General features: G+C 68.4%; 22 protein-coding genes and 1 pseudogene. 14 read left to right on the forward strand and 9 right to left on the reverse strand.

Translation table 11 applies throughout. The annotated features are described in order from the left end of the window. Nucleotides 1-30: 30 nt before the first annotated feature. Complete coding sequence (locus AADJ02_RS10555; RefSeq protein ID WP_341212968.1) at nt 31-1,050, forward strand: putative sulfate exporter family transporter; 1,020 nt, start codon at nt 31-33, stop codon at nt 1,048-1,050. A 298-nt stretch (nt 1,051-1,348) separates the two neighbouring features. Beyond that, nucleotides 1,349-1,498 (forward strand): annotated as a pseudogene (locus tag AADJ02_RS10560) (IS5/IS1182 family transposase); the annotation flags it as partial. Between the two features lie 181 nt (nt 1,499-1,679). Here the strand turns inward: AADJ02_RS10560 and AADJ02_RS10565 are convergent. Further along, nucleotides 1,680-2,396: a GntR family transcriptional regulator gene (locus AADJ02_RS10565; RefSeq protein ID WP_341212969.1), complete on the reverse strand. Its 717-nt coding sequence runs from the start codon at nt 2,394-2,396 to the stop codon at nt 1,680-1,682. A gap of 107 nt (nt 2,397-2,503) precedes the next feature. Between AADJ02_RS10565 and AADJ02_RS10570 the strand changes: the two genes are divergently transcribed. The 8 genes from AADJ02_RS10570 (at nt 2,504) to AADJ02_RS10605 (ending at nt 11,605) form a co-directional block, all read left to right on the forward strand. Then, nucleotides 2,504-3,850, forward strand: coding sequence for a glutamine synthetase family protein (locus tag AADJ02_RS10570; RefSeq protein ID WP_341213079.1), 1,347 nt, complete (start codon nt 2,504-2,506; stop codon nt 3,848-3,850). Next, nucleotides 3,850-5,151 (forward strand): FAD-binding oxidoreductase, encoded by a 1,302-nt coding sequence (locus tag AADJ02_RS10575; RefSeq protein WP_341212970.1) that lies wholly within the window; start codon nt 3,850-3,852, stop codon nt 5,149-5,151. The genes AADJ02_RS10570 and AADJ02_RS10575 overlap by 1 nt, the downstream gene beginning before the upstream one ends. A 34-nt stretch (nt 5,152-5,185) precedes the next feature. Beyond that, nucleotides 5,186-6,268, forward strand: coding sequence for a polyamine ABC transporter substrate-binding protein (locus AADJ02_RS10580; protein WP_341212971.1), 1,083 nt, complete (start codon nt 5,186-5,188; stop codon nt 6,266-6,268). Nucleotides 6,269-6,330: 62 nt separating this feature from the next. Further along, the gene (locus AADJ02_RS10585; RefSeq protein WP_341212972.1) at nt 6,331-7,476 is read left to right on the forward strand and encodes an ABC transporter ATP-binding protein; all 1,146 of its coding nucleotides are present in this window, start codon (nt 6,331-6,333) and stop codon (nt 7,474-7,476) included. Further along, the gene (locus AADJ02_RS10590; protein ID WP_341212973.1) at nt 7,473-8,372 is read left to right on the forward strand and encodes an ABC transporter permease subunit; all 900 of its coding nucleotides are present in this window, start codon (nt 7,473-7,475) and stop codon (nt 8,370-8,372) included. The genes AADJ02_RS10585 and AADJ02_RS10590 overlap by 4 nt, the downstream gene beginning before the upstream one ends. Next, nucleotides 8,372-9,181, forward strand: coding sequence for an ABC transporter permease subunit (locus AADJ02_RS10595; protein ID WP_341212974.1), 810 nt, complete (start codon nt 8,372-8,374; stop codon nt 9,179-9,181). Before AADJ02_RS10590 ends, AADJ02_RS10595 begins: the two co-directional genes overlap by 1 nt. Further along, nucleotides 9,168-10,133, forward strand: a complete 966-nt coding sequence (gene speB, locus AADJ02_RS10600; RefSeq protein ID WP_341212975.1) for an agmatinase — start codon at nt 9,168-9,170, stop codon at nt 10,131-10,133. Before AADJ02_RS10595 ends, speB begins: the two co-directional genes overlap by 14 nt. A gap of 89 nt (nt 10,134-10,222) precedes the next feature. Then, on the forward strand, nt 10,223-11,605 hold the full coding sequence (locus tag AADJ02_RS10605) for an aspartate aminotransferase family protein (RefSeq protein WP_341212976.1): 1,383 nt from the start codon (nt 10,223-10,225) through the stop codon (nt 11,603-11,605). 229 nt (nt 11,606-11,834) lie between these two features. Here the strand turns inward: AADJ02_RS10605 and AADJ02_RS10610 are convergent, their stop codons facing one another. From AADJ02_RS10610 to AADJ02_RS10635, 6 genes are all read right to left on the reverse strand, one after another. Then, nucleotides 11,835-12,437 (reverse strand): ferric reductase-like transmembrane domain-containing protein, encoded by a 603-nt coding sequence (locus tag AADJ02_RS10610; protein WP_341212977.1) that lies wholly within the window; start codon nt 12,435-12,437, stop codon nt 11,835-11,837. A 23-nt stretch (nt 12,438-12,460) separates the two neighbouring features. Then, on the reverse strand, nt 12,461-12,961 hold the full coding sequence (locus AADJ02_RS10615; protein ID WP_341212978.1) for a twin-arginine translocation pathway signal: 501 nt from the start codon (nt 12,959-12,961) through the stop codon (nt 12,461-12,463). Nucleotides 12,962-13,186: 225 nt separating this feature from the next. Beyond that, the gene (locus AADJ02_RS10620) at nt 13,187-14,176 is read right to left on the reverse strand and encodes a glycosyltransferase (protein WP_341212979.1); all 990 of its coding nucleotides are present in this window, start codon (nt 14,174-14,176) and stop codon (nt 13,187-13,189) included. Then, entirely contained in the window at nt 14,173-14,730 is a 558-nt protein-coding gene (locus tag AADJ02_RS10625; RefSeq protein ID WP_341212980.1) for an SAM-dependent methyltransferase, read from the reverse strand. The genes AADJ02_RS10620 and AADJ02_RS10625 overlap by 4 nt, the downstream gene beginning before the upstream one ends. After that, nucleotides 14,727-15,437: a PIG-L family deacetylase gene (locus tag AADJ02_RS10630; RefSeq protein WP_341212981.1), complete on the reverse strand. Its 711-nt coding sequence runs from the start codon at nt 15,435-15,437 to the stop codon at nt 14,727-14,729. The genes AADJ02_RS10625 and AADJ02_RS10630 overlap by 4 nt, the downstream gene beginning before the upstream one ends. Further along, nucleotides 15,430-16,494, reverse strand: coding sequence for an acyl-CoA dehydrogenase (locus AADJ02_RS10635; RefSeq protein ID WP_341212982.1), 1,065 nt, complete (start codon nt 16,492-16,494; stop codon nt 15,430-15,432). Before AADJ02_RS10635 ends, AADJ02_RS10630 begins: the two co-directional genes overlap by 8 nt. Before the next feature lie 210 nt (nt 16,495-16,704). Here AADJ02_RS10635 and AADJ02_RS10640 point away from each other — a divergent pair, with 210 nt between their 5' ends. Beyond that, entirely contained in the window at nt 16,705-17,478 is a 774-nt protein-coding gene (locus AADJ02_RS10640) for an SDR family NAD(P)-dependent oxidoreductase (RefSeq protein WP_341212983.1), read from the forward strand. Here AADJ02_RS10640 and AADJ02_RS10645 read toward each other — a convergent pair. Next, nucleotides 17,451-20,243 carry an AMP-binding protein gene (locus AADJ02_RS10645; RefSeq protein ID WP_341212984.1) on the reverse strand — a complete coding sequence of 931 codons (2,793 nt, stop codon included), beginning with the start codon at nt 20,241-20,243 and terminating at the stop codon, nt 17,451-17,453. The two genes, AADJ02_RS10640 and AADJ02_RS10645, sit on opposite strands and share 28 nt — an antisense overlap. Nucleotides 20,244-20,694: 451 nt before the next feature. Then, entirely contained in the window at nt 20,695-21,450 is a 756-nt protein-coding gene (locus AADJ02_RS10650) for a Crp/Fnr family transcriptional regulator (RefSeq protein WP_341212985.1), read from the reverse strand. 253 nt (nt 21,451-21,703) lie between these two features. Here AADJ02_RS10650 and AADJ02_RS10655 point away from each other — a divergent pair, with 253 nt between their 5' ends. From AADJ02_RS10655 to AADJ02_RS10665, 3 genes are all read left to right on the forward strand, one after another. Continuing rightward, nucleotides 21,704-24,211 carry a chemotaxis protein CheB gene (locus AADJ02_RS10655; protein WP_341212986.1) on the forward strand — a complete coding sequence of 836 codons (2,508 nt, stop codon included), beginning with the start codon at nt 21,704-21,706 and terminating at the stop codon, nt 24,209-24,211. Between the two features lie 106 nt (nt 24,212-24,317). Beyond that, a complete protein-coding gene (locus tag AADJ02_RS10660; RefSeq protein ID WP_341212987.1) occupies nt 24,318-25,046 on the forward strand; it encodes a hypothetical protein in 729 nt (242 codons plus the stop codon). Continuing rightward, the gene (locus tag AADJ02_RS10665; protein ID WP_341212988.1) at nt 25,043-26,419 is read left to right on the forward strand and encodes an aldehyde dehydrogenase family protein; all 1,377 of its coding nucleotides are present in this window, start codon (nt 25,043-25,045) and stop codon (nt 26,417-26,419) included. Before AADJ02_RS10660 ends, AADJ02_RS10665 begins: the two co-directional genes overlap by 4 nt. Nucleotides 26,420-26,422: the final 3 nt, after the last annotated feature.

The raw sequence follows: 26,422 nt of genomic DNA on the forward strand, positions 1-26,422 counted from the left end.
GGGGCGCCGTCATAGCCAAGGAAATCCCCGATGTTCATTGACGCGATCGCGCCAGCCCGGCTGCGCGCGCCGGTGCTGCGCCTGCCTGCGCTGCTGCCCGGCTTCACCGTCGCCGCCGTGGTCGCCGTGGCGGCCCAATTCATCTCCGAGCACTACGGCGCACCGGCGATGCTGATGGCGCTGCTCTTGGGCATGGCGCTGCAATTCCTGTCGCTCGAAGGGCGCTGCGTCGAGGGCATCGGCTTCACCGCGCGGCAAGTGCTGCGCCTCGGCGTGGCACTCTTGGGCGCACGGATCTCGGTGGAACTGCTGCTCGATCTCGGCGCGGGGCTGATCGGGCTGATCGTGGCGGCTGTGGCCGGGACGATCCTCTTCGGATTCCTCGCAGGCCGCGCGCTCGGCAAGGGCTGGCGCTTCGGGCTGCTGACCGGGGGCGCGGTGGCGATCTGCGGCGCCTCGGCGGCCATAGCCATCGCAGCCGTGCTGCCACGCGACGAGCAATCCGAGACGGATCTGAGCTTCACCGTGCTCGGCGTCACCGTGCTTTCGACCGTCGCGATGATTGCCTACCCGCTTCTAACTGGTTGGTTCGGCTTCGACACCCACACCACTGGCGTGTTTCTCGGCGCAACGATTCATGACGTGGCGCAGGTGGTCGGCGCCGGCTTCTCCATCTCCCCCGAGGCGGGCGAAACCGCAACGCTGGTCAAACTGATCCGGGTCAGCCTTCTTGCGCCGGTGGTGCTCCTGTTCTCGTTGGCAATCCGCGCCCGCGGTCTGGGTGACAGCGCCGAGGGTCGCAGACCGCCGCTTATCCCGGGCTTCGTGCTGGGTTTCCTGGCACTGGCCGGGATGAACTCCTTGGGTCTCGTCCCGGCCGTGTTGGCAGATCTACTGGCGGACGCCTCGGGCTGGGCGCTGCTGATCGCGATCGCGGCAGTGGGTATGAGAACCTCGCTGGCCACAGTTTTGCAGGTCGGCGGGGCCGCCATCGCCCTGATCGCCGCCGAAACCTTGTTCTTGGCAGCTATCTTTCTCGTGGCGCTTTGAAGTTGTCGCGGCACGGCGGCTGGGGCTGTAGCAGAGGAGGACCTTTGCCCCCTGTTTCGGCCAATGTCGCCTGTCCGTTCCCAAGCCTTCGAAGTACGATGGGCGTTGTTGCAGACCTCGCCGCCTGACGGTTTCCTCAGCGGATCGGCCGCTTGGATGGGCGGTATGACGTGGCCCATACCTGCCCGCTACCGCACGACGAACTGGCCCGCCCACAACGCCGCGCTGCGCAAGCGTCGCACTCTTTCGATCTGGCTGGACCGGGAGATGACGTGGCTCCCGCCACACGAAGAACGGCCGGTACGATATCCTCCAAGCGACGAACTACTTCGGTCGAGCCTTCTGGAAACGCTGGACCGGCTACCAACTCCGCAGTCGCGTCGAAGCCAAGATGCGATGCTTCAAGGCTTTCGGGGAGCGCATCGCCGCGAAAGACCCCGACCGCCAGATGGGCATCCGAGGTCATCGACCGAGCCGCAGGCGTCGAAGCCCATCACGATCAAAGCAAGGCAACGCCGGCCATTGATCAATGGCTCGACCTTGGAGCGCCGAGATACGAGGCGGCGTGCCCACACGAGAGACCAAACGTCGTCGCGCGCAAAAATCATATCACTAATTTAGAAATGATATCACATTCCAAGCTGTCCGTTCAGCGGCTGCAGCCCGGGTTGCCGCGCGCGCAAGACCTCGTGCCCGACGCGACCGATCCCGTCCTCGATATCCGCCTCGATTGCCTCGGTAAGGGCCGCGCCGTCGCGCTGCCGCAGGGCGGCCAGAATTTCCTTGTGCCGGTCGATCAGGTAGAATTGCTCCAACTCGCGGATCATCTGCCGCTGGAACGGGCCGAGCTGGAGCCAGACGCTTTCGATCACCGGCATCACCGTCTGGTGCGGATTGGCCGTGTAGAGCACTTGGTGGAACTCATGGTTCGAGATGGTCAGCGCGTTCATGTCACGGCTTTGGACATAATCGTCCATGCGGTCGTCGATCAGGCGCATTTGGTCGATCAAGACCTCGGAAACAAAGGGCAAAGCCCGGCGCGCGGCATGGCATTCAAGAGTCATGCGCAGGCGCACGATCTCATCGAACCGCGCGGCGGTCATCACCGGGATCGAGATCCTCCGGTTGCCCAAAAGCTCGATGGCACGCTCCGAACTCAACCGCCGCAAGGCCTCGCGCACCGGCGTGGGCGACAGATCGAGATAGTCGGCCAGGCCCCGGATCGTCAGCGTGCTCTCCGGTTGCACCACCCCGACCATGATCGCGTTGCGCAGCCGCGCATAGACATACTCCTGCGTGGTCATCGACGGGTGTCGCGGGATCTCGGGGAGGTCGAACATCGGCATCTCGGATGACTTCAGGACTCGTTAGACCGTGATTGACACAAGGATCGAATGATGTCTTTCCTAAAAATGATATCACAAAATATAGAAAAGTATATTGCGCGATGAGTATGAGTCTGGACCGCTCCCTTTCCGAAGAGACCCTCACCGAGCTGGAGAACATCTTCAGCTGCGTGTGCGATCTCAACGGCGTGCTGCGCGGCAAGCGGATGCCGGCGGATCAGCTCGACAAGGTGATGCAGGGATCGGTGCGGATGCCGCTGTCGATCGTTGGGCTCGACATCTGGGGCGAGGACATCGAGGGCGGCGCCATGGTGTTCGAGACCGGTGACGCCGACGGCATCTGCATGCCCACCGGGCGCGGCGCCATGCCGATGAGCTGGACCCGCAAGCCGACCGCGCTGATCCCGCTGTGGATGACCGAAGAGGGCGGCGCGCCGTTCTTGGGCGATCCGCGCCGGGCGCTGGCCAACGTGGTGGACCGCTTCAAGGCGCATGGGCTGACGCCGGTGGTGGCGACCGAGCTGGAGTTCTACCTCTTCGATCCCACGGGCGATCTGCCGGCCCCGCCCTGCTCGCCGATCACCGGCAAGCGGCTGATGTCGGACGGGGCGCTGTGCCTTGACGAGCTGGAGCATTTCGACGCCTTTCTCAACGACATCTACGCCGCCTGTCTGAGCCAGGGCATCCCGGCCGACAGCGCCATCTCCGAGAACGGCGCGGGGCAGTTCGAGATCAACATGCGCCATCTCGCCGACCCGCTGCGCGCCGCCGACGATGCGATCCTGTTCAAGCGTCTGGTGCGCGGCCTCGCGCGCCAGCACGGCTTCGGCGCGACCTTCATGGCCAAGCCTTACGGCGACCGCGCCGGGTCGGGCTTTCACGTGCACATGTCGCTGATCAATGACGAAGGGCGCAATCTCTTCGACAACGGTGGCGAGGACGGCACGCCGATGATGCTCAACGCGGTGGCGGGGCTTCTGGAGACGATCCAACAGAACGCACTCACCTTCGCGCCGCACGAGAACAGCTTCCGCCGCCTGTTGCCCGGCGCCCATGCGCCCTCGAACGTCGCATGGGGATACGAGAACCGCACCGCGGCGATCCGCATTCCGGGCGGCGAAAGCCGCGCGCGCCGGATCGAGCACCGCGTCGCGGGCGCCGACGCCAACCCCTACCTCGTGCTGGCGAGCGTGCTTGGCGGCGCGCTCTTGGGGATCGAGCGCGAGCTGACCCCGCCGCCGCCGATCACCGGCGATGCCTACAGCCTCGATCTGCCGCACCTGCCGCTCGACTGGGCCACCGCGATCCGCACCTTCCAGAACGGCCCGCTCGTGTCCGAGATCTATTCCAAGCGGCTGCAGCGCATGTTCGTCGAGGCCAAGAAGCAGGAGCAGGCGCGCTTCAACCGCCATGTCACCGAGCTTGAGTTCCACAGCTATCTGGAGATCGTCTGATGGCCGCATCCTACGCCGGCGACGGGACCCATACCGGCTCCTACTACGCGGCTTCCGCCAACCCCGCGCCCGAGCGTCCCGCGCTCAAAGGCGATCATGACACCGAAATCTGCGTCGTCGGCGCAGGTTACAGCGGGCTATCGACGGCGCTGCATCTCGCGGAGAAAGGCCACCGGGTCACCATGCTCGAAGGTGCGCGCGTCGGCTGGGGCGCCTCTGGGCGCAACGGCGGACAGATCGTCAACGGGCTGAACGCCTCCCTCACGACGATCGAGCGGCGCTATGGTCGCGACACCGCGAGCTTCGTGGCGTCGCTGGTGCAGGAGGGCGGCGAGATCATCCGCGAGCGGGTCGCGCGCTATGACATCCAGTGCGACCTGAAACAGGGCAACATCTTCACCGCCATCACGCCCGCGCATATGCGCGAGCTGGAGGCGCGCCAGAAGCATTGGCGGTCTTTCGGCATCGACAATCAGGTGATGCTCGACAAGGCCGCCTTGCGCGATCACATCGGCTCGAACTTCTACGAAGGCGGGCTGCTCGACACCACCGGTGGGCATATACATCCGCTCAACCTCGCGCTTGGCGAGGCGGCGGCGGTGGAGGCGAACGGCGGCGTGATCCACGAGATGTCGCCCGTGGTTTCGGTCGACACCCACGCCGCGCGGCCCGTGGTCCGCACCGAGAAGGGCTCGATCACCTGCGACCGCCTCGTGCTGTGCGGCAACGCCTATCTGGGCCATGTCGTGCCCGAGCTTGCACCCCGCGTCATGCCGGTCTCGACCCAAGTGATGGCGACCGAGCCGCTCTCGGACGCGCTGGCCGCCGAGCTTCTGCCCCGCGACGAATGCGTCGAGGACGTGCGCTACATCCTCGACTACTACCGCCTGTCTGCCGACAAGCGGATGCTGTTCGGTGGCGGCACGGTCTATGGCGGCTCCGATCCCAAGGACATCAAGGCCAAGCTCAAACGCAACATGGACAAGGTCTTCCCGCAGCTGAAATCGGCGAAGATCGACTACGCCTGGTCGGGCAACTTCGCGCTGTCCTTCAGCCGGGTGCCGCAGATGGGCCGGATCGGCGCCAACACCTATTTCGCACATGGCTATTCGGGCCACGGCGTCACCGGATCGCACACCTTCGGGCGCATTCTGGCCGAAGCGATCCACGGCGACGCGTCGCGCTTCGACGTCTTCGCGGGGCTGCCGTGGATCCCCTTTCCCGGCGGGCGGGCGCTGCGCGTGCCCTACTCGGTGATGGGCAGCTGGTACTACGGGCTGCGCGACAGGCTGGGGATCTGACGACGACGAACAACCAAGCTTCGGAGGGAAGGCCATGACGAAACTGATCTGGACCGCGGGGGCGCTCGCCGCCTTCGCCACGCCGCTGGCCGCGCAAAGCGAGCTCAACGTCTACAACTGGTCGGACTATGTGGCCGAGGACACGATCTCGAGCTTCGAGGAGAAGACCGGCATCGAGGTCAATTACGACGTCTTCGACAGCAACGAGGTGCTCGAGGCCAAGATGCTCACCGGTTCGACCGGCTACGACGTGGTCGTGCCCTCGATCGAGTTCATGGCGCGTCAGGCGCAGGCGGGCGTCTTTGCCGAGATCGACAAGGACGCGCTGTCGAACTACGGCAATCTCGACCCCGAGATCCTCAAGGTCGTGGCGGTGAACGACCCGGACAACACCTACGGCGTGCCCTACATGATGTTCACCACCGGCATCGGCTATGATGTGAACAAGGTCGCCGAGCGGATCGAGGCCGACAAGATCGGCTCGTGGGACATGGTGTTCGACCCCGAGACCGCCGCCAAGCTCGCCGATTGCGGCATCACCCTGCTCGACAGCCCCTCGGAAATCGTCGCGCCGGCGCTGAATTACCTCGGGCTCGACCCCAACAGCGAGGACGCGGGCGATCTGGAGCAGGCCAAGGAACTTCTGCTCTCGATCCGACCGCATGTGCGCTACTTCCACTCTTCGCAATACATCAACGATCTCGCCAATGGCGAGGTCTGCGTGAGCGTCGGCTACTCGGGCGACCTGCTGCAGGCGCGCGACCGCGCGGCCGAGGCCGATCAGGGCGTCGAGATCGCCTATGCCATCCCGCGCGAGGGCGCGCAGGTCGGCTTCGACATGCTGGCGATCCCGGCGGATGCGCCCAACCCCGAAGCGGCGCTGCAGTTCATCGACCACATCCTCGAGCCCGAGGTCTCGGCGGCGATCACCAACTACGTCTATTTCGCCAACCCCAACACGGCGGCGACCGAGCATGTCGACGCCGAGGTGCGCGAGGATCTGGGCATCTACCCGCCCGACGAGACCCGCGCCAAGCTGTTCTCGCTCAAGCCGCACGGCGCGCGGTTCGACCGCACGCTGACGCGGGCCTGGACCGAGATCAAGACCGGGCGCTGACCGCTTGCGCGACCGGGCCCCATGCTGCGGGGCCCGGCCGATCCCGACGTGGAGATCCGCCGATGACCGAGCCTATGAGCGCCCCCACCCGCGCCGCGCCGCCATGGACCGACCCCGAGGCGACGCCGTTTTTGCGCCTCGAAGGGGTGAGCAAGAGCTTCGGCGGCTTCGAGGCGGTGCGGGACGTCTCGCTCGACATTTATCGCGGCGAGTTGTTCTGCCTGCTCGGCGGCTCGGGCTGCGGCAAGTCCACGCTTTTGCGGATGCTCGCGGGCTTCGAGACGCCGAGCGCCGGGCGGGTGCTGATCGACGGCGAGGATCAGGCCGGGCGCGCGCCCTTCGAGCGGCCCACCAATATGATGTTCCAGTCCTATGCGCTGTTCCCGCACATGAGCGTCGAGAAGAACATCGCCTACGGGCTCAAGCGCGACGGCCTGCCGCGCGCCGAGATCGCGGCCCGCGTGGCAGATATCCTTGCCCTCGTGCAGATGACGCAATTCGCCCGCCGCAAGCCCGACCAGCTCTCGGGCGGCCAGCGCCAGCGCGTGGCGCTGGCCCGCGCGCTGGTCAAGCGGCCCAAGCTCCTGCTGCTCGACGAGCCCTTGGGCGCGCTCGATCGCAAGCTGCGCGAGGAGACGCAATTCGAGCTGAAGAAGATCCAGGAAGAGGTCGGCATCACCTTCGTCGTCGTCACCCACGACCAGGAAGAGGCAATGACGCTGTCGAGCCGGATCGGGGTGATGAACGCGGGCGAGATCGTGCAGATCGGCACGCCGCACGAAATCTACGAGCATCCGCACAGCCGCTTCGTCGCCAATTTCATCGGCTCGGTGAACTGCATCGAGGGCCGGGTAATCGGGCGCGAGGGCGCGCATCTGCGGATCGGCTGCCCCGACCTCGGCGCCGAGGTCACGGTCGAGAGCGGTTTTGAGGCCGGTGCCGGCGAAAAGGTGGCGCTGGCGCTGCGCCCCGAAAAGATCGTCATGACGCGCGAGGCGCGGCCCGGCTTTGAGAACACGGTGACGGGGCGGGTCGAGGAGGTCGCCTACATGGGCAATCTCACGATCTTCCAGGCCCGGCTCGACAGCGGGGCACGGCTGCGCGTCACCCGCTCGAACACCACCCGCACCGACGCCGACGTGCCCCGCGTGGGCGAGACGGTGCATCTGCAATGGACCGGGGCCGCGGGCTTCGTGCTGGGCGCATGAGCGGGCTCAGGCGTCTGGGTCGCGCATGGTCGGGTCGGGCGCTTGTCGTCGCGGTGCCGATGCTCTGGCTCGGGCTGTTCTTCGCCCTGCCCTTCCTCGTCGTGGCCAAGATCTCGCTGTCGGAGCTGGCGATCGCCATGCCGCCCTACCTGCCCTTGGCCGAATGGGCGGACGGCGCGCTCAACATCGTGCTGAACTTCGGCAACTACCTGTTCTTGCTGAGCGACGGGCTCTACCTCGCGGCCTATCTGGAGTCGCTCAAGATCGCGGCGATCTCGACGCTGTTCACCCTGCTGATCGGCTACCCGATGGCCTATGTCATCGCCATGGCCCGCCCCGAGCGGCGCAACATCCTGCTGATGCTGGTGGTGCTGCCCTTCTGGACCTCGTTTTTGCTGCGCGTCTATGCGTGGATCGGCTTTCTGAAATCGAACGGCATCATTAACAACGCGCTGATGGCGCTGGGGATCACCGATGCGCCCTTGCAGCTCATCCAGACCGATTTCGCGGTCTATATCGGCATCACCTACACCTACCTGCCCTTCATGATCCTGCCGCTCTACGCCAACCTGTCGCGGCTCGATCGCAGCCATCTCGAAGCCGCCGCCGATCTGGGCGCACGGCCTCTCACCACCTTTCTCACCGTCACCCTGCCGCAATCGGCGGGGGGCATCGTCGCGGGCTGCATGCTGGTCTTCATCCCGGCGGTGGGCGAATTCGTGATCCCGGCGCTCTTGGGCGGTCCCGACACGCTGATGATCGGCCGGGTGCTATGGGACGAGTTCTTCTCGAACCGCGACTGGCCCGTCGCCTCGGCGGTGGCGGTGGTGATGCTCTTGGTGCTGATCGGTCCGATCCTGCTCTTGCGCCGCGCGCAGGCGCGCGAGGAGGGATGATGCGACAGAAATTCCCCGTCATGACCACCATCGCGGTGCTGGGCTTCGTCTTTCTCTATGCGCCGATCCTGTCGCTGATCGTGTTCAGCTTCAACGAAAGCCGTCTCGTCACGGTCTGGAGCGGGTTTTCGCTGAAATGGTATGGCGAGCTGTTTCGCGACACGCAGATCCTCGAAGCGGCGTGGCTCAGCCTGAAGATCGCCGTGGCGAGCGCCTCTCTGGCGCTGGTCATCGGCACGCTGGCGGCCTTCGCGCTGGTGCGCTTCGGGCGGTTTCGCGGGCGCATGGCGCTTGGCGTCATGGTCTCGGCACCCTTGGTGATGCCCGAGGTGATCGTCGGCCTGTCGCTGTTGCTCCTATTCGTGTCGATGGAGGGGCTGATCGGCTGGCCCGGCGGGCGCGGATTGCTGACCATCACCATCGCGCACGCCACCTTCGGCGCCGCCTTCGTCGCGGTGGTGATCCAGTCGCGGCTGGTCTCGATGGAGATGGATCTGGAGGAGGCGGCGCTCGATCTGGGCGCGCGGCCGCTTCGGGTCTTCTTCGACGTGACACTGCCGGTGATCGCGCCTGCGCTGGTCTCGGGCTGGCTTCTGGCCTTCACGCTCAGCCTCGACGATCTGGTGATCGCGAGCTTCGTGTCCGGCCCCGGCGCCTCGACATTGCCGATGGTGATCTTTTCCAAGGTCCGGCTCGGCGTCAGCCCGGACGTCAACGCGCTGGCCACGCTGATCATCGTCATCGTTTCGATCGCCGTGACCATCGCGGCGCTGCACATCACGAGGAGCAACAGACATGCGGCAAGGTGATCAGGCCTTCTTGCGCGACGACACGATGGGCCGCTGGCCCGAGATGACCTATGGCGGCGCGCTGAGCTTCCTGCGCCGCCGCTACAGCCGCGATCTGGCGGGCGTCGATGTCGTCGTTTCCGGCGTGCCTTTTGATGCGAGCGTCACCAACCGCCCCGGCTGCCGCTTTGGCCCGGCGGCGATCCGCGCCGCCTCGACCCAGCTGGCCGAGCTCAAGGCCTTTCCCTTCGGCTTCGACCCCTTCGAGACGCTCGCCGTCACCGATTGGGGCGATTGCATGATGGATCCGCACCACCCGCAGAGCGTCGCCCCCGCGATCGAGGCCCATGCCGATGCGATCCTCGCCTCGGGCGCAAGGATGCTGACATTGGGCGGCGATCATTCGATTTCCTACCCACTGCTGAAGGCGCATGCGAAGCAGCACGGCCCCATCGCGCTGGTGCAGTTCGACGCGCATTGCGACACTTGGGAGGATGACGGCACGCGCATGGATCACGGCACCATGTTCGCCCGCGCCGCCGCCGAGGGCGTGATCGACGTGGCCCGCTCCACGCAAGTCGGCCTGCGGACCTTCAACGATGACGACCACGGCTTCGAGATCCTCACGGCGCCCTGGCTGCACCGCAACGGCATCGACGCCGCGCTCGAGGTGGTGCGCGACCGTGCGGGCGACGCGCCGGTCTACCTCAGCTTTGACATCGACGGGCTCGATCCGGCCTTCGCGCCGGGCACCGGCACGCCGGTCGCGGGCGGGCTGGCCTCATGGCAGGCGCTGGAGTTCGTGCGGGGCTTGGGCGGGCTGAACCTCGTCGGCATGGACATCGTCGAGGTGTCGCCGCCCTATGACCACGCCGAGATCACCGCCATCGCCGCCGCCACCGTGGCGCATGACTGGCTGTGCCTGCTGGCAAAGGGCAAGGGCGCCGTGCCCCGCAGCGTGGGCCGGATCTGACCGCGCGCCCCCACTCGACAGGGGGCCGCGCCTGCGCGAGGCTCGGCCCCGATAGCCGCTTTTCCAACACCCCCATACGGAGCCCGCTGATGACCAAGCTTTCGAACTCGCTGGCGCAGGCCGATATCTCCACGGCGCTGCATCCCTACACCAACGCCCGCCGCCACGAGGAACGCGGGCCGCTGGTGATCTCGCGCGGCGAGGGGATCCACGTCTATGACGAGGCGGGCAAGCAGTACATCGAGGGGCTGTCGGGGCTGTGGTCGGTGGGCGTCGGCTTTTCCGAACCGCGGCTCGTCGAGGCCGCGCACAAACAGATGCAGGCGCTGCCCTACTACCACAGCTTTGCGCACAAGGCGCACGAGCCCTCGATCCGGCTGGCCGAAAAGCTCGTCGAGATGACGCCGGAGGGACTCGACCGGGTGTTCTTCACCTCCTCGGGGTCGGAAGCCAACGACACCGTCGTGAAGATGGTCTGGTTCCTGAACAACGCGCTGGGGCGGCCCGAAAAGAAGAAGTTCCTCGCCCGCACCAAGGGCTATCACGGCATCACCGTGGCCTCGGGCTCGCTCACCGGGCTGCCCTACAACCACATGGATTTCGACCTGCCGGCGATCCCGGTGACGCATCTGACCTGCCCGCATCACTACCGCTTCGGGAACGAGGGCGAGAGCGAGGCCGACTTCACCGCGCGGCTCCTGAAGGAGACCGAGGAGGTGATCGAGCGCGAAGGCCCCGAGACCATCGCCGCCTTCATCGGTGAGCCGCTGATGGCCGCGGGCGGCGTCATGCCGCCGCCCGAAGGCTATTGGCCTGGCATCGAGGCGCTGTGCCGCAAGCATGACATCCTGCTGGTCTCCGACGAGGTGATCTGCGGCTTCGGGCGGCTGGGCTCGTCCTTCGGCTGCGTCCATTACGGCTTCACGCCCGACATCATGGTGACCTCCAAGCAGCTCACCTCCTCCTACATGCCGCTGGCCGCGATCGTGTTCTCGGAAAAGGTCTACGACGCCATCGCCGACAACACCGCGCGCATCGGCACCTTCGGCCATGGCTTCACCGCCTCGGGGCATCCGGTGGCGACCGCCGTGGGGCTCGAGAACCTCAAGATCATCGAGGAGCGCGACCTGATCGGCAACGCTGCCCGCATGGGCGCGCGGATGCAAGACGGGCTCCGCGCCTATGCCGATCTTCCGCTGGTGGGCGAAGTGCGGGGCGCGGGCCTGATCGCGGGTCTTGAACTGGTGGCCGACAAGGCGACCAAGCGGCCCTTCGACCCCATCGGCAAGGTGGGGCTCATGGCCTTCGAGATCGGCCATGAAGAAGGCCTGATCTGCCGCAACGTGGGCGACACGCTGGCGCTTTGCCCGCCAATGATCGTGACCGAGAGCGACGTCGACGAGATCGTCGCGCGAATGGGCCGCATTCTCGATCGGACGCTGGATCAAGCGACGCGGCAGAGCCTGCTCTGAGCGCAGCCGGGGTTTCGATCAAGGGCCCCGGCGGGTGCCGCCACGCGGCCGCCCCCGGGGCGCTCCAAGGGGCGCCGCCCTCGTCCGGCGTCGGTGCGGCGAAGCAGGGTCATGGCCCCCCCGCGCCCCTGACGCCGGGACCGGTTGCGGCCCGAAAACCCACGCGGGCCGCTTCGCATCATCCCGGCGATCGGCCCGGCGCGCCTACGCCGGGCGCACCGCCCGAACCTCACAGCCGCCACCGTGTCCACAACACCCATATGCGCAAATCGATCAGGACCCTGACCGTCGCCGCCAGCACCAGCGCGCAAAGCGCCGCTTTCGATGCCATGCCCATCGTTCCCTCGATCAGCAGCGCATGAATGACACTGCCCAGCACGATCACCACCGCGAGCGTGGTATGGCCGAGACGCCAGTGTTTGGGACGCAATCGCCGTTGCCGTCGCAACGCCGCCAGCATCGCCGAGGCGAAGACGGCCCACATGGCCACGACGCCCCAAGCCGAGAAGGGTGTCGGCGACACGAAAAGGAGCGCGTCGATAACGTCGGGCGGGCTGGTGATCCACAGCCCCACGACATGGGCCGCGACCATGAGGACCAGCGCCCCGCCGATCCAGCGATGCACCCGCCGTCCGCGCAACGCAGGCAGACCAGGAAGGTATCCTCCGATCAAGAGAGGCTGGACCAGCACCAGCACCAAGGCGAGCACCCCCGCGAGACCGGCCCCGATATAGACCGGACCCCGCCATGCGAGCAGCGGGCTCATCGCGGCCACGGCGATCGGCACGGCCGCGGCCGTCGCCAAGGCCCCCCAGATCAGGATGGCGCGCAAGACGGCCAGACCCTTCGGGCCGCTCAGACCGGCTGGAGCACGAAGTGCGTGCTGAGGCTGGTGTCCTTCGCGCTCGGCATCACCGGGCGCAGGAACACGGTCTCGAAGGCGGCGTCGTCATAGGCAAGATGCCCATGCGGTTGTCCGAAGGCGGGCACGATCTGCGGCATCTCGAGCCGGAACACGCCATTGGCGTCGGTCAGGGTGGCGCCGTGGCTCTGCGGGTCGCGCTCGTGCCCCTCGGTGGTGTGGGCCCAGATCTGGATGCGCACGCCCTGCAGCGGCGCACCATCGCCCGCGCGGCGCACCGTGCCCGACATCCAGAACCCGCCACCGCCGATGCGCTCGACGATCGGCGCGCCCGGACGATAGTTGTTCGCGCCGCCGCGCATGCTCGGCGTCGGTGCGAGGCCCTGCGCGCGGGCAGGCATGAAAAGCCCCGAGGCGCCGGTCGCCAAAGCTGCGGCGACAAGGGTCGTGCCGCCGATGACAACCTCGCGTCGGGTGGGTCGATCCGAAAACATGTCGGTCCCTCCTGTATCGCCGGTTGACGGCCCCGCCTTCGCGCCTCGCAAAGGGTCAGACCGTCCTGCGATCTCTCTTTCATCCATACCAAATTACGATCCCACGGGGGATACCCATCGCGCGGCCACCACGGCTTCGTGAAGGTAGCAGGCCGCACTGCGACCTCACCCAAAGGCCGGTCTCGCATACCCTGCCGCGCCTCCGGCGGCAGGCTCATGCGCGGGTCACATCACGCTCTGCCCGCTCATCCGCGACAGATACCTGCGACGCTCAATGGGACAGTCCATGCCCCTGAGCGCATCGACATGAGATTTGAGGATCGGCAGGTCACGCGCCGCTTCGGCCGCCGTCAGGCCAGCGCGTCGCGCGCCAAGCTGCACAGGGTCCGACAGCATCGCGCTCACTTCGACAAGCGCTGTATCGAACGTGCAGGCGCGTTCTTCGAGACGCGCCGCGATCTTGTCCGCCATGCCACCCGGCGCGCGGCCCTCCGGGCGCATCGAGGCGCGCACCACCGCGTCGTCGATCCGGCCCGGACGGTATCCGGACCCGATGACCCGGTCGATCAGGTCGCGGTCTTCGCCACAGCGCAGCGGGCGAAACCCGTGCACGGCACGGTACACCTCGCGCCGCAGCCCCAGATTGGCCCCGCCCGCGGTGTTGAGACCGATCGCCTCCGCGCTGTCACCCGACACCAGCCGCGCGAACTCCATGGAGAGGCGCAGATAGCTGTCCTCGAGCTGGCCCCGGCTGCGCACCACCTCCATCAGCTCCGGCGGCAGATCGTCGAGCCCCTCGATCCGCCCCAGAACCGCCGGATGCCGCCGCAACGCCCGCCGCATCGCGGCAAGCCACCCCGGCATCACCACGCAATCGGCGTCTGTCGACAGCAGGCTCTGCGCCTGTGGGCTGAACCGCATGGCAAGGAGATGTCCCAACCGGCGGGCCCGCCCGACACCGCCGCGCGGCAGGACCAGATCGCTCAACACCAGCGCCAGACCGTGTCGCTCGGCCCGTGCCCGGACGATGTCGGCGGTGTCGTCGGTCGTGTTGTTGACGCAGACATGGATCGCGCAGCTTTCCCGCCCCTCCTGTTGGGCCAGCGCGTCGAGACAGGCCCCGATGCGCTCGGCCTCGTTGCGGGCCGGGATGATCACCGCCGCGGTGGCGCGGGCCACCGCATGCGGGGCAAAGACCTCGCGGACCGGCCTCACGACGTGCCCTCCGCCACGTCGATCCGGTAGCGATCCGTCATCGCGACCCGCCGAATGTCGCGCGCCGAGGCGGCCTTGAAGAAATCGAGCGCCTCTTGGCCTTCGAGCGCGTTGCCGCTCGGACCCAGCCATGTGACGCAGACCAGATCGGCAAGGGGCCAACCTTGGTCGATCTGCCGCGCGAGATCGGACAGCCCGGCGGGATCGAGGAAATAGAGCACCTCGGACAGCAGGATCAGATCATGCGCGCCATCCGGCAGGGCCGCGGGCAGATAGAGCCGGTGAAAGCGGCCCTGCGGCACCGCCCGCCGCGCCGCCACAAGGGCCGTCTCGACCGCGTCGACCCCTGTATAGGCATCGCACAAGGGCGCGACATGGCGCGCCAGCTCGCCATTTCCGCACCCCAGCTCGAGCGCCGATCGGTAGGCCCGGCGCGGCAGCGCATCGCAGGTCGCGCGAAACTTGGACTGTTCATAGGCGCTGGTCCGGAACGACCACGGGTCATCGCCCACGGCATAGATCCGATCCAGCCGCTCGGGCGACACGGCGCTCATATTGGGCTCTCGAAGAATATTTCGTCACCGCTTCCAAACGCCGCGAGAAAGGCCTCGGGCAGGACGAACCCGTCTGGATCGTCGGTCACGACCTCACCATGCTGGCTTCGATGCGCGGCGATGGCGCGGCTCTTGGCGGCGCGCGCGGCGCTGGTGTCAAAGCGATGCTCAACCAGGTATGGCAGCCGATCGCGGTAGGCCGGGTCGTGCCACGCCGACCAGACCGGATAGAACAACAGCCGCATCCCCGTCCGCGCCGCGACCAGCCCCGCGATCTCGGCGGTGGCCTCGTGATCGCAATGCGGGTCCGTCGGCGCAGGCGCGATGAGAACGCGCGCATCGGCGGCCTGCGCCACCTGCGCGATCTCTTGGGCGATCTCGTCGTAGCGTGGCCCCAATTCCAGCATCTCCGCGTCCGGCAGGCCCAACCGGGTGATGCAGCCCGCCGTGCCGCCAAGCGCAAGGATGGCCGCCTCAAGCTCGTTTGCGCGCAAGGCGGCAAGCCGCGCGCGCGGCCAGTCGCGCGAGTTGCGATGCGAGGCTCCGCCATCGGTCATGCAGACGACCCGGGCGCCGGGCCCGGCAAAGGCCGCGGCCAGCAACGCGCCGCAGCCCAGCGATTCATCGTCCGGATGCGGCGCAAGAACGACGATCGGTCGATCCTCCGAGAGATCGTGCAGGCTGGCGCGGCGGACCCGGTCACTCATCGAGCCATGTCCCGAGAGGTCTGTCGCCCGTCAAGAGCGCCCGCCCGACCTTGACCGAGAAGGCATCGCGCGCGGCCTGGCGCATGTAGCAGGCCAGATCGCGGGCCATGCGCCCCACCGGGTCCGCTTCGGCGAACATCGACAGGCCGACCGATCTCTCCACCGCCACGATCGCGTCCTGCCCGATCTCTTCGGTCAGCAGGCGGGCCGCGACCGAGCGCACCGCCGCTGCCTCGGGGTCTTCGGCCCCTTTCGGCCCCGAGGCCATCTCTCCGGCCCTCAGGATGGCGGGCCATGCCGCCAGCACCCGGCCCGCCACCGGGGACAGCCGCAGCAGATGCGTCTCGGCCTCGGCCTGCCCGCGCGCTTGCAGCGCGGCGGCGGCCCGCTCCAGAAGCGCCGCGATGCCGCCGAGCGTCACGGCCGCGATCCGCCAGGTGCCCCCAACGAAGTGCGGCTCTTGCACATAGACGCCGGGCGGGCCGAGCCTGCGACCTGTCAACGCGCTGCAATCAAAGCCGCCGGAGCGGCTTTCGCGCATGCCGGACATGTCCCAGATCGCCGGATCGTGCCGCGCGGCCTCGTCTGCCCGAACCACGAACAACTGCTGCCCTTCGGGTGTGGCGGCGGTCACGATGGCCCGGTCGACATGCCCCAGCCCCGACGCGAACCGCTTGGCCCCGCGCAGCGTGTCGCCTTCGGCGCTCACCGGCTCTGCCCCATCCGCGCCCCAGACGCCGAATAGACAGCCGTCGTTCATCGCGCCAAGCCAGCTGTCCCGCAGCTCGGGTTCGGCATAGGTCATGATAAGAAGCCGCGCGTTCACATGGCCCTCGAACAACCGGCCCAGTGACAGGTTGCGCGCAGCCACCTGCCGCAGGGCGCGGGCCTCGGCGGACCAATCGGACAGAGTCAGCAGGCCCGACCGCTTCAATACATGCACCGCGTCGCCGAAATCCTCCAATATGATCGTTTCGGACCATGCCCGCAGGGCCGCTGGCTCGGAGTGCGGTGCGTCTTGCGGTTCGGACAGGCGACGGGCGGGATCGTGGGTCATGCGGGTCTGGGGCCTGAGAGGTCGGTTCTGGCAAGAACACCCCGGCGCGTGCCGTGTTCCGGGAGACCACGCCTTTTGCGCGATCCCAAGCGGCGTGGTGATCGTAGGCTCAAGCCCCGGCCTGCCGACCGGGCCTCCATGTTTCGCGATGCAACCACGCTGGAATCGGCGTAGGCAGGCCGCGCAGTGCAGACACAGGCGAGGAACGAGATGACTCAAGGCACCAGAACGGCGATCGTGACAGGCGGGCTTTCGGGGATGGGCTTGGCCATCGCGCGTCGGCTGATCCGAGACGGCGTCGACGTGACCATCGGCGCGCGCCGGGGCGGCGATGCGGGCATCGTGCGCGACATCCTCGGGGCGGAGGGCATCGCGGCGCATGTCGCGGCGCTCGACGTGCGCTCGAGCCAGAGCGTAAACGGTTTCGTGGACGAGGTGGTGGCGCGGCGCGGCGGTGTCGACATCCTGATCAACACCGCGGGCGTCTATTCCGAGGCGGCGGTGATCGACCACCCCGACGAGGTCTGGGACGACCAGATCGACACCAACCTGTCGGGCACCTTCCGGATGATCCGCGCGGTGATGCCGCATATGAAGGCTGCCGGTTTCGGCCGCATCGTCAACCTCGCCTCGGTCGCGGCGCATCACGGCATGGCCAACAACGCGGCCTATTGCGCGTCCAAGGCGGGGCTTTTGGGGCTGGGCCGCTGCGTCAGCCTCGAAGGCGCGGCGCATGGCATCACCTGCGTGTCGATCAGCCCGACATGGGTGGAGACCGAGATGCTGAAATCCTTCATCGACGCCGACATCGAAACCACCGGCAAATCGCGCGACGAGGTCCGGGCGGACTACGCCGCCTCGAACCCGCAACACCAGCTGGTCCAGCCCGAGGAGATCGCCGAGCTGGCCGCGTTTCTGGTGAGCGACGCCGGGCGCGCGATCACCATGGAAGACGTTCAGGTCAACGCGGGCTCGCTCTGGTAGGCGGCGCGGCGGCGCGCCAGCAGCGTTGGCGCGTCGCAGATCGCCTCGAACGGGGCCTCCGACACCCGCACCCAGGCCGCGCGGGCCGCCGATGCGTCGAACGCCGCGTCGACGCGGAGCGTGTCGGGATACTGCGCGATCACCCGTGCGATGCCGGGCGGCAGATCGACGGCGGAGAGCCAGTCGGACTCGGACATTGATCCTTGCAGGGAGACGCGGTTCTGAGCGATCAGGTTGTAGACCGGCGCGCCTGGCCCCGTGACCGGGCCCAACAGCAGCGCGGCCGCCGCCGTCACATCCGTCATCGGAAAGCACAGCCCCGCAGGCACCGCCCCGGCGCGCAGCGACGCGGCAAGGATGATCTCGCAGATGTCGCGCGGGTTCGGGGCCTCGAGATCGTAAAGCGAGGGGAGCCGCAGGATCGCGGCGGGCACGCCCGACGCCGTGATCGCCGCCTCCGCCGCGATCTTGGCCGCGCCGTAACCGGTGCAGCCCTCCCAGAGTTGCGCCGGGGCCTCGGGCCAAGGCCCGCCCCGGTCGGGAAACACGGCGCTCGACGAGGAAAACCGCAGATCCGCCCCGGCGGCCCGGCAAAAACCCAGCACCGCGTCGATGCCGCGCGCCGACCAGTCGCGCATCTCGTCCTGCCCCACAGCCATGTTCACCATGGCCGCGCAATGCACCACCGATGTCACCGCCCCGGCCAGCGCGTCATGCGCCGCCCCGTCGAGGCCGAAGCGCGGCGCATCCAGCGTGCCCGGCACCATGACATAGCGGTCGGCCGCGACGCCGTGACGGCGCGCCACGTCGTCGAGCCGTTCGCGCGCGTCGCGCCGCTTGTCGCGCACGAGGCAATAGACGACCTGCCCCGCGGCCAGATCGCGCGCCGCCCGCGCCAGCACGTGCCCGCCCAGAAACCCGGTCGCCCCGGTCAGCAAAATGCCGGGCCGCGCAAAGGCCTCGGCCGAGGCCTCGACCCCGCCCTGCCCCGAGAGCAGCGCGTCGAGCCGGTGCAGCGGCACGTTCATCGCCAGCTCGAAATCGACCGGCTTGTCGTAGACCCGCTCCAGCTCGAGGATCAGGTTCACGCACATCAGCGAGTCGCCGCCCTGATCGTGAAAGCTCAGGCTGGGATCGATGCGGTCGGGCGTGCAGCCCATGGCGCGCGCGGCGGCGGCGATCACCGCGTCCTCGGTCGTGGCTCCGGTACCTTCGGTCTGCGCGACCGCCTCGGTCACCGGCGGCAGCGCCCGCAAGTTGGCCTTACCCGACACCGGATGCAGCGGGATGGCGTCGAGCTGCACCAGATAGGCGGGCACGCAATAGGCGGGCAGCACCGCGCGCAGTTCGGCGGCCAGCGCGGCGGGCATGGGGTTGGCGCCGGGCGCGATGCCCCAGCGATCGGCGTTGGCGCGCGCCTGTTCCGCATCGGCGGCATAGTAGAAGATCAGCGCCTGCCCACGCGTGCCGACCTCACCCACCCAAGGCACGGCCTGCGCAAACTCCAGCCGCTCGCGCAGACTATCGGTCAGCTCGCGCGTCTGGATCGAGAACCCGCGCAGCTTGAGCATATGCGCCACGCGGCCGATGATGTGCAGCGCCCCGTCCGCGTCGACCCAAGCCTGATCGCCGGTGTCGTAAAGCCGCGTCTCGCGCCCCTCGATGGTCAGCTCGCGAAACCGCAGCGCCGTCTCCTCGGGGCGGTTGACGTAGCCGGGGCCGAGCATGCGCGGCCCTTCGAAATGCAGCTGTCCCGGCGTGCCCGGCGCACAGGGCAGGTCGGTCTCATCGAGAATCACGGCGCGCAAATGCTGCATCGGCACACCCACCGAGACCGGCCCGTCGCCCGACGGCGCGGTCAGCCGCGACATGCACACGTCATGCGTCTCGCAGATGCTGTAGAGGTTCCAAAGCTCGGCCCCGGGCAGCTTGTCGCGCGAGGCGGCAATCAGCGCGTCGCTCACCACCTCGCCATTGAGCACGACCCGGCGCAGCGGCAGGGCGGCGGCGGTGTCGCGGTCGATCGTGCCGAGGAAGGTGTCGTAGAAGGATGGGGTGAACAGCATCTCGTCGATCTCGTGCCGGATCAGGAACCCGGCCAGCCCGCGCGGTGCCATTAGCGTGTTGGGATCGGGAAACCACAGCTCGGCGCCGCGGCGCAGCGGCCGGAACATTTCCCAGATCGCGAAGATGTAGATGCCGATGCGCATCCCCGGCGCATAGGGCGTGAATTCGTCACGCCAGTCATAGGACAGATAGGCCGCGTCCTGCGTCACGGGGATGCACTTGGGCCGCCCCGTCGTGCCGGAGGTCGCCACGAGATAGATCGCATCCCCCGGCGCCACCGGAGCAGCGCGGAGCGCCGCGCGCGGGGCCTCTTCGATCCCCTCCAGAAGCGCGCGCGCGTCCAGCCTGTCGCACGCCTCCGGCAGCAGACCCGGGGCCACGCTCTGGCAGGTGACGACCAGCGTGACGCCCAATTCCGACAGGATGTTGTGCAGCACCGTCTGCGGCATCGCCGGGTCGAGATGCACGAAGGGCCGCCCGTGGATCACGCAGGCCACCGCACTCGCCCCCATGACGAGACCCGGCGCGCCGAAGATGCCCACCGCAGGCGCGTCTTGCATCGGCCCGCCGATCCGCTCGACGAACCGGCCCAGCTCCCCATAGGTCAGACCGCCCGCCTCGTCCGACATGGCGGGACGGGGCGCATGCTCCTCGATGGCGCGCACCAGTTCGGCAGCGACGGTCTGGGGCTCGGACATGGCGGTGGGTTCCTCGGTCTGGTCGGTTGCGCGGCGGGAGTTCTGTCGCCCTGCCCGACGCAGCCCATCGCTGCGCCGCCGGGTGCGACGGCCCGTCATTGGCGGATATGTGACCAAGATCCGCGCCAACTACAACACGGTGTCGCGGCGACCCCCTTCGATCCACGATCCGAGATCCGCCCTGCCTTCTTTCGGGCAGACGAAGGGAAGAAGTGACGCAAGGAAAGCGGGATACGTATGAGCGGCGGTCCATGGAAGTTCGAACGCCCGAACTGCGGCAAATCGTGCAAGACATACAGCATGTTGCATGGCATCCTTCAGGTTGTACACAATCGAGAACATTTCGCCCAAAATGAGAGCGCGGCCGCCCCGCGCAGCTGCCAACGCCCCCTTGCGCGACCTTCCGCCGGATCATGCGGCCCGGTCCGGCTGGATCGAACGCTTCGCGGTGTCACCCCGGCGCGATCCCGCCGCCGTTCGCGCCCCCCGAGCGGCATGCCGTCACCGGGCGGCCCAGAAGCCGGCAGTATTCGGCCTCGGGGCCCCCATAGAGGTCGCCCACCATGCGGCGCAGCCCGGCCCGGTCGCGGATCACGATGCGGCCCCGGGTCGAGCGGATCAGCCCGTGCCCCTCAAGCTCGTGCAGCCCCACCGTCACCCCGGCGCGGCGCACCCCGAGCAACAGCGCGATGGCGCCATGCGTCAGCGCGATCTCGTTGCTCGAGATCCGGTCGTGGCACATCAGCAGCCACCGCGCGAGCCGCAGGTCGAGACGACAGCGCGCATGGGCCAGCGCGTTATGGGTGATCTGCGCCATCGTCGCCCGCAGATAGAGCAGCATCCGCGCGTGAAACCCAGCATCCACCATCGCCGCGCGAAACGCCTCCGCCTCGATCCGCCAGCCCACCCCCGGCACCAGCACCACCGCGTCGGTCAGGCTCGGCGCGTCGCCAAGGATCAACCCCACCCCGATCATCCCCTCGCGACCCACCAGCCCCACCTCGAGCGTCAGCTCGTCGCATTCGCGCGCCACCAGCGACGCGATGCCCGAGGCGGGAAAATAGGCATGCGTGCATGGCCGACCCCGGCGCTCCAGCATCAGCTTCGCGGGCAGTTCGGTGAACTCCAGCGCCTGTTGCAGGCCCTCGGGCCAGATCGGGCGCAGCCCGTGCAGCAGCGCATTGGTGCAGGCGGGGTCGTGCAGCATGGTCTTGCTCGCTCCGGCCGGGGGAACCGCGAGGCGCGGTTTACGGCCATGATAGCAGCAGAATGCATCCCTGTGTGGGATGAAGCGCCGCGCAACGGCGGCGACGGGCCGTTTCTTGCCCTGCATCATTCGACTCGATGCCCGACCCGCGCAGGGGTAGGGTGGCGCGGAGGGCGTCGAATGGCGTGCAAGGCGGCCAGCGAGGGTCTGCCATGGACACCGGGGCGTCCGCCATGGTCAACGGAACCGTGTCATGACAACAGACGACTTCCTCGTGGTGGGCCTCGGGGCCTCGGCCGGGGGCATTCCGGCGCTCGAAGGCTTCTTCAAGGCGTTGCCGGCCGATTGCGGCATGGCGATCGTCATCGTCACCCATCTCAATCCCGACCGTCGCAGCCTGCTGCACGAGATCATCGGTCATTACACCGAGCTGCCGGTCCATGTCGCGACCGACGGCCAAGAGCTGTCTCCCGACAACGTCTATGTCATGCCCGAGGGCCGCGTCCTGACCGTCGAAGCCGGGCGGCTGCGGCTGCGCCCCGACGACCCTCTGCACCGCGAGCGCAAGCCGATCGACGCGTTCTTCGCCTCGCTGGCGCGCGACCGGGGCGAGGCCGCGGTCGGCATCGTGCTGTCGGGCGGCGATTCCGACGGCACGCTCGGGGTCCGCGCGATCAAGCAGGGCGGCGGCATGACGCTGGCGCAGGCGCATGACGGCTCCAACCCCCGCAACCCCGAGATGCCCGACAACGCTGTGGCCAGCGGGCTGGTCGATTTCGTCGAGCCGGTCGAACAAATGCCCGCCCGCCTGGCCCAGATCGCCCAAGGCCTGGCCCTCCCCGCCGACGCACTGGCCGACAGCGCGCAGGCGTTGCGGTTCCAGACCGAGATCTCGGAGTTGCTGCGGGCCCAGACCGGGCATGATTTCGCGGGCTACAAGAACAAGACCTTCATGCGGCGCGTGACCCGGCGCATGAAGGTGGTCGAGACCACCGACGTCGAGGCCTATCTCGATCTGCTGCAACGGAACCCGAACGAGGCGCAGGCGCTGTTTCAGGATCTGCTGATCAACGTCACCAGCTTCCTGCGCGACCCCGAAGCCTTCGAGGCGCTGCGCACGCAGGTGCTTCCGGCGCTGTTCGAGGGACGCGGGGCGGGCGACACGATCCGGCTCTGGGTGCCGGGCTGCGCCACGGGCGAGGAGGTCTATTCGCTGGGCATACTGCTGCGCGAGCACATGGACGCGATGACCCAGCGCCCGCGTGTGCAGATCTTCGCCACCGACATCGACGAACAGGCGCTGATGGTGGCGCGGGCCGGACGCTATCCCGCCGCTCTGCTCGAAAGGCTGAGCCCCGAACGGCGGCGGCGCTTCTTTCGCGCGGACGGCGCCTGCGAGGTCATCAGCAAGGAGGTGCGCGAGATGTGCATCTTCTCGCCGCACAGCGTCACCGGCGATCCGCCGTTCTCGCGGATGGATCTGGTCTCGTGCCGCAACCTGCTGATCTACATGGGCACGGCGCTCCAGGATCAGGTGATCCCGACCTTCCACTACGCGCTGCGCCCCGGCGGCTACCTGTTTCTCGGCACCTCCGAGGGCGTCAGCCGTCACGCGCATCTGTTCGGCGCCATCGACAAGAAGCGACGCATCTTCCAAAGCCGCGGCCACGGCAGCGTCCCGCGGCGGCTGCCGATGGCGGTCGAGGGCACCGCCACGCGCACCCGCGTCCGCGCCGAAGAACGGCGCGGCCTCGACGCCGGTGGTCGGCATCTGCGTCAGGTCGTCGAGGCGCAGGTGCTCGAGCGGCATGCCCCGGCGCATGTGGCGATCACCGCCGAAGGCGAGATCGTGTTCTTTTCGAACAACACCGGCAGCTATCTCGAAGCGCCGCGCGGCGCGCCGAGCCACCAGATCCTCGAACTGGCCCGGCGCGAACTGCGCATCGATCTGCGCGCCGCGCTCAGGCAGGTGTTCGAAAGCCGCCGCCCCGCCACGCGGCAGGTGCTGGTGATGGACCGCGACGGCCACGACGGCATGGTGGTGGAGCTGCGGGTCGAACCGCTCGACGTGCCCGACTGGAGTGAGCAGATGTATCTCGTCCTGTTCAAGGACCTGACCGAGGCGCAGCCGCTGCTCGACCAGATCCAGGCCGCCGCCCCCGACGATGGGCGCGATGCGGTCGAGCGCGAGATGCGCGACCTGCGCGAGCGGCTGCAATCGACGATCGAGGAATACGAGACGGCGCTCGAAGAGCTGAAATCCTCGAACGAGGAGCTGGTCTCGGTCAACGAGGAGGCGCAATCCGCCAACGAGGAGCTGGAGGCCTCGAAAGAGGAAATGCAATCGTTGAACGAGGAGCTGACCACCATCAACGCCGAGCTGACCGTCTCGGTCGAGGATCTGGACCGCGCCAACGCCGATCTGCAGAACCTCTATGCCGCCACCGAGATCGCGACGATCTTTCTCGACGGCGCTCTGGTGATCCGCAACTACACCCCGGCGGCCTCGGCCTTCTTCAGCCTGCGCGACACCGACATCGGCCGCCCCCTGACCGAACTGGCCAGCCGCCTGCACAACCCCGATCTCGAAGCGCAGGTGCGCGCGGTGTTCGACACCGGGACCGGCTCGGAATACCGGGTCACGACCGGCGAGGATGACAAGCACTACCTGATCCGTCTCGCCCCCTACCGCGATGGCAACCATGCGATCGGCGGCGTCGTGGTCACCATCGTCGACATCACCAACATCGCGCGCAGCTAGGCCGAAGATCCGCCACGGCCCCGGTTGGCCCCGGTCAATCCCTCTCGCCCTTGGGCCATCGCGCGCGCGCCCTAGATCAGGGGGGCCGCCGCCCGAAGGACCGACCATGAACCGCATCACGAGCACCCCCTCACCAGAACCGGCCCGGATCGCGCGGGCCGCGATCTGGGGCGGGGCGATGCTCTTCGCGGTCTGGGCGCTGCTGGCCGGGTTCGCGGTGGCGGCGCTCGGTGCCGTGGGGGCGATGGTGCTGGCGGGGCTGCTGCCGCTCTATACGCGCGTCTCGGGCATCGTGATGCCGCGCGGGCTCGCCACCGGTATTCTCGTCTACTGTCTCTGCGCCTTCGGGCTTGGCGAGGCGGGCGGCTTCTACCGCGACGTCGCCTTGTGGGACACGGCGCTGCACGCGCTGGCCTCGGCGGTGCTGGCGCTGGTTGGCGTGGCGCTGGCCCTGCTGCCCACGGCGGGGGCCGCCCCGCGCACCGCGCCGTGGATCCTCGGGCTGCTCGGCGTCGGCTTTGCCGCCCTCGTCGGCGCGGCGTGGGAGATGTTCGAATTCGGCATCGACGCGCTGTTCGGCACCAACGCGCAGCGCTCTGGCCTGCCCGACACCATGGGCGACATCGCCGCCAACATCGCGGGCGCCACCTACGGGGCCATCGCGGCGCAGCGGCGGCTGTGGCGCGGCACGCGGCTGCCGCTGTCGGGCCTGCTGGTGCGGTTTCTGGCCCGCAACCGGGTGATCTACGGCGACTGGACCGGACGCCTGTTTGCCCCCCATAATGGCCCGCACGCTGGCCTCAAGGCTCCGCCGCGCAGAAAGACCCGCCCATGAAGGACGCCGCCGCCGACACCGCAGCGCTTGATCGCGCCTTCGCCGATCTGGCCGGGGTGCAACCCGCCCCCTCGCGCGCCGAGCGCCGCGCCCATCTCAAGGCGCTCGAAGGCGCCGTGCGCGATGCCGCCGAGGAAATCGCGCAGGCCATCGACGCCGATTTCGGCGGGCGGCCACGCCACGAGACCCTGCTCACCGAGGTGGCGATGGTGATCGGTGCCGCGCGCCACGCCGCGGGCGGGCTGCGCCGCTGGATGCGCCCCGAGCGTGTCGCCCTGCCCGTGCATCTGTGGCCCTCGACCGCGCGGGTCACGCGCGTGCCGCTGGGCCTCGTCGGCATCATCGGGCCGTGGAACTACCCGGCCCAGCTGACGCTGGTGCCGCTGGTCGCGGCTCTGGCGGGCGGCAACCGGGCGATCGTCCACCCCTCCGAGCACACGCCGCGCACCGCCGAGGTCGTGGCCCGGATCGTCGCGCGCGCGGTGCCCGACCGCGCCCGCGTCGTGACCGGCGACACGCAGGTGGCGCGCGATCTGGCCGCGCGCCCGCTCGACGGGCTGTTCTTCACCGGCTCCACCGCGACGGGCCGCCGGGTCATGGCGGCGGCAGCCGAGAACCTCGTGCCGGTGGTGCTGGAGCTGGGCGGCAAATCCCCGGCGATCCTGCGGCCCGACGCCGATCTCGAGGCCGCCGCAAGCTCGATCATGGCGGCCAAGCTTCTCAACGCGGGCCAGACCTGCGTCGCGCCCGATTACGCGCTGGTCCCGCGCGAGATGCTGCCGCGCTTGGTCACCGCGCTCAAGACCGCCACCGCCGCGCTCTATCCCGATCCCGAAGGCCCCGACTACGCCGCCATCGCCCGCCCCGCGGATCACGACCGCCTCACCGGGCTGCTCGACGGGCTCGACGCCGTGCCGCTCATGGCGCGCGCGCCCGCCGCGCCGCGCATGGGGGCTTTCGCGGTGATCGACCCGGCCCCCGATCACGCCTTGATGCGCGAGGAGATCTTCGGGCCGATCCTGCCGATCCTGCCCTATGACACGCCCGAGACCGCCCGCGCCTTCGTCAACGCCCGCCCCTGCCCGCTTGCGCTCTATGTCTATGGCCGCGATCTCGACGCCGCCCGGGCCGAGGTCGCGGCGATGCCCTCGGGCGGCGCCGTGATCAACGAGGCGGTGATCCATGTAGGCGTTCAGCAGTTGCCCTTTGGCGGCGCCGGGGCCTCCGGCATGGGGGCCTATCACGGCGCAGAGGGGTTTCGCGCCTTCACCCGGCCCCGCTCGGTGCTGACGGCGCGGCCCTCGCTGGCCCGTCTCGTCCGCCCGCCCTATGGGCGCAACATCGACCGCATCCTGAAATCGCTGATCCGCTAGGCC

The organism is uncultured Limimaricola sp. (assembly GCF_964022235.1).
Classification (GTDB): Bacteria; Pseudomonadota; Alphaproteobacteria; order Rhodobacterales; family Rhodobacteraceae; genus Limimaricola.

Excerpts from the sequence above, each read along its gene's own strand:
- AADJ02_RS10555 (WP_341212968.1), top strand. The coding sequence starts at position 31 with ATGTTCATTGACGCGATCGCGCCAGCCCGGCTGCGCGCGCCGGTGCTG.
- AADJ02_RS10565 (WP_341212969.1), bottom strand. The coding sequence starts at position 2,396 with ATGCCGATGTTCGACCTCCCCGAGATCCCGCGACACCCGTCGATGACC.
- AADJ02_RS10570 (WP_341213079.1), top strand. The coding sequence starts at position 2,504 with ATGAGTCTGGACCGCTCCCTTTCCGAAGAGACCCTCACCGAGCTGGAG.
- AADJ02_RS10575 (WP_341212970.1), top strand. The coding sequence starts at position 3,850 with ATGGCCGCATCCTACGCCGGCGACGGGACCCATACCGGCTCCTACTAC.
- AADJ02_RS10580 (WP_341212971.1), top strand. The coding sequence starts at position 5,186 with ATGACGAAACTGATCTGGACCGCGGGGGCGCTCGCCGCCTTCGCCACG.
- AADJ02_RS10585 (WP_341212972.1), top strand. The coding sequence starts at position 6,331 with ATGACCGAGCCTATGAGCGCCCCCACCCGCGCCGCGCCGCCATGGACC.
- AADJ02_RS10590 (WP_341212973.1), top strand. The coding sequence starts at position 7,473 with ATGAGCGGGCTCAGGCGTCTGGGTCGCGCATGGTCGGGTCGGGCGCTT.
- AADJ02_RS10595 (WP_341212974.1), top strand. The coding sequence starts at position 8,372 with ATGCGACAGAAATTCCCCGTCATGACCACCATCGCGGTGCTGGGCTTC.
- speB (WP_341212975.1), top strand. The coding sequence starts at position 9,168 with ATGCGGCAAGGTGATCAGGCCTTCTTGCGCGACGACACGATGGGCCGC.
- AADJ02_RS10605 (WP_341212976.1), top strand. The coding sequence starts at position 10,223 with ATGACCAAGCTTTCGAACTCGCTGGCGCAGGCCGATATCTCCACGGCG.
- AADJ02_RS10615 (WP_341212978.1), bottom strand. The coding sequence starts at position 12,961 with ATGTTTTCGGATCGACCCACCCGACGCGAGGTTGTCATCGGCGGCACG.
- AADJ02_RS10625 (WP_341212980.1), bottom strand. The coding sequence starts at position 14,730 with ATGAGCGCCGTGTCGCCCGAGCGGCTGGATCGGATCTATGCCGTGGGC.
- AADJ02_RS10630 (WP_341212981.1), bottom strand. The coding sequence starts at position 15,437 with ATGAGTGACCGGGTCCGCCGCGCCAGCCTGCACGATCTCTCGGAGGAT.
- AADJ02_RS10635 (WP_341212982.1), bottom strand. The coding sequence starts at position 16,494 with ATGACCCACGATCCCGCCCGTCGCCTGTCCGAACCGCAAGACGCACCG.
- AADJ02_RS10640 (WP_341212983.1), top strand. The coding sequence starts at position 16,705 with ATGACTCAAGGCACCAGAACGGCGATCGTGACAGGCGGGCTTTCGGGG.
- AADJ02_RS10645 (WP_341212984.1), bottom strand. The coding sequence starts at position 20,243 with ATGTCCGAGCCCCAGACCGTCGCTGCCGAACTGGTGCGCGCCATCGAG.
- AADJ02_RS10650 (WP_341212985.1), bottom strand. The coding sequence starts at position 21,450 with ATGCTGCACGACCCCGCCTGCACCAATGCGCTGCTGCACGGGCTGCGC.
- AADJ02_RS10655 (WP_341212986.1), top strand. The coding sequence starts at position 21,704 with ATGACAACAGACGACTTCCTCGTGGTGGGCCTCGGGGCCTCGGCCGGG.
- AADJ02_RS10660 (WP_341212987.1), top strand. The coding sequence starts at position 24,318 with ATGAACCGCATCACGAGCACCCCCTCACCAGAACCGGCCCGGATCGCG.
- AADJ02_RS10665 (WP_341212988.1), top strand. The coding sequence starts at position 25,043 with ATGAAGGACGCCGCCGCCGACACCGCAGCGCTTGATCGCGCCTTCGCC.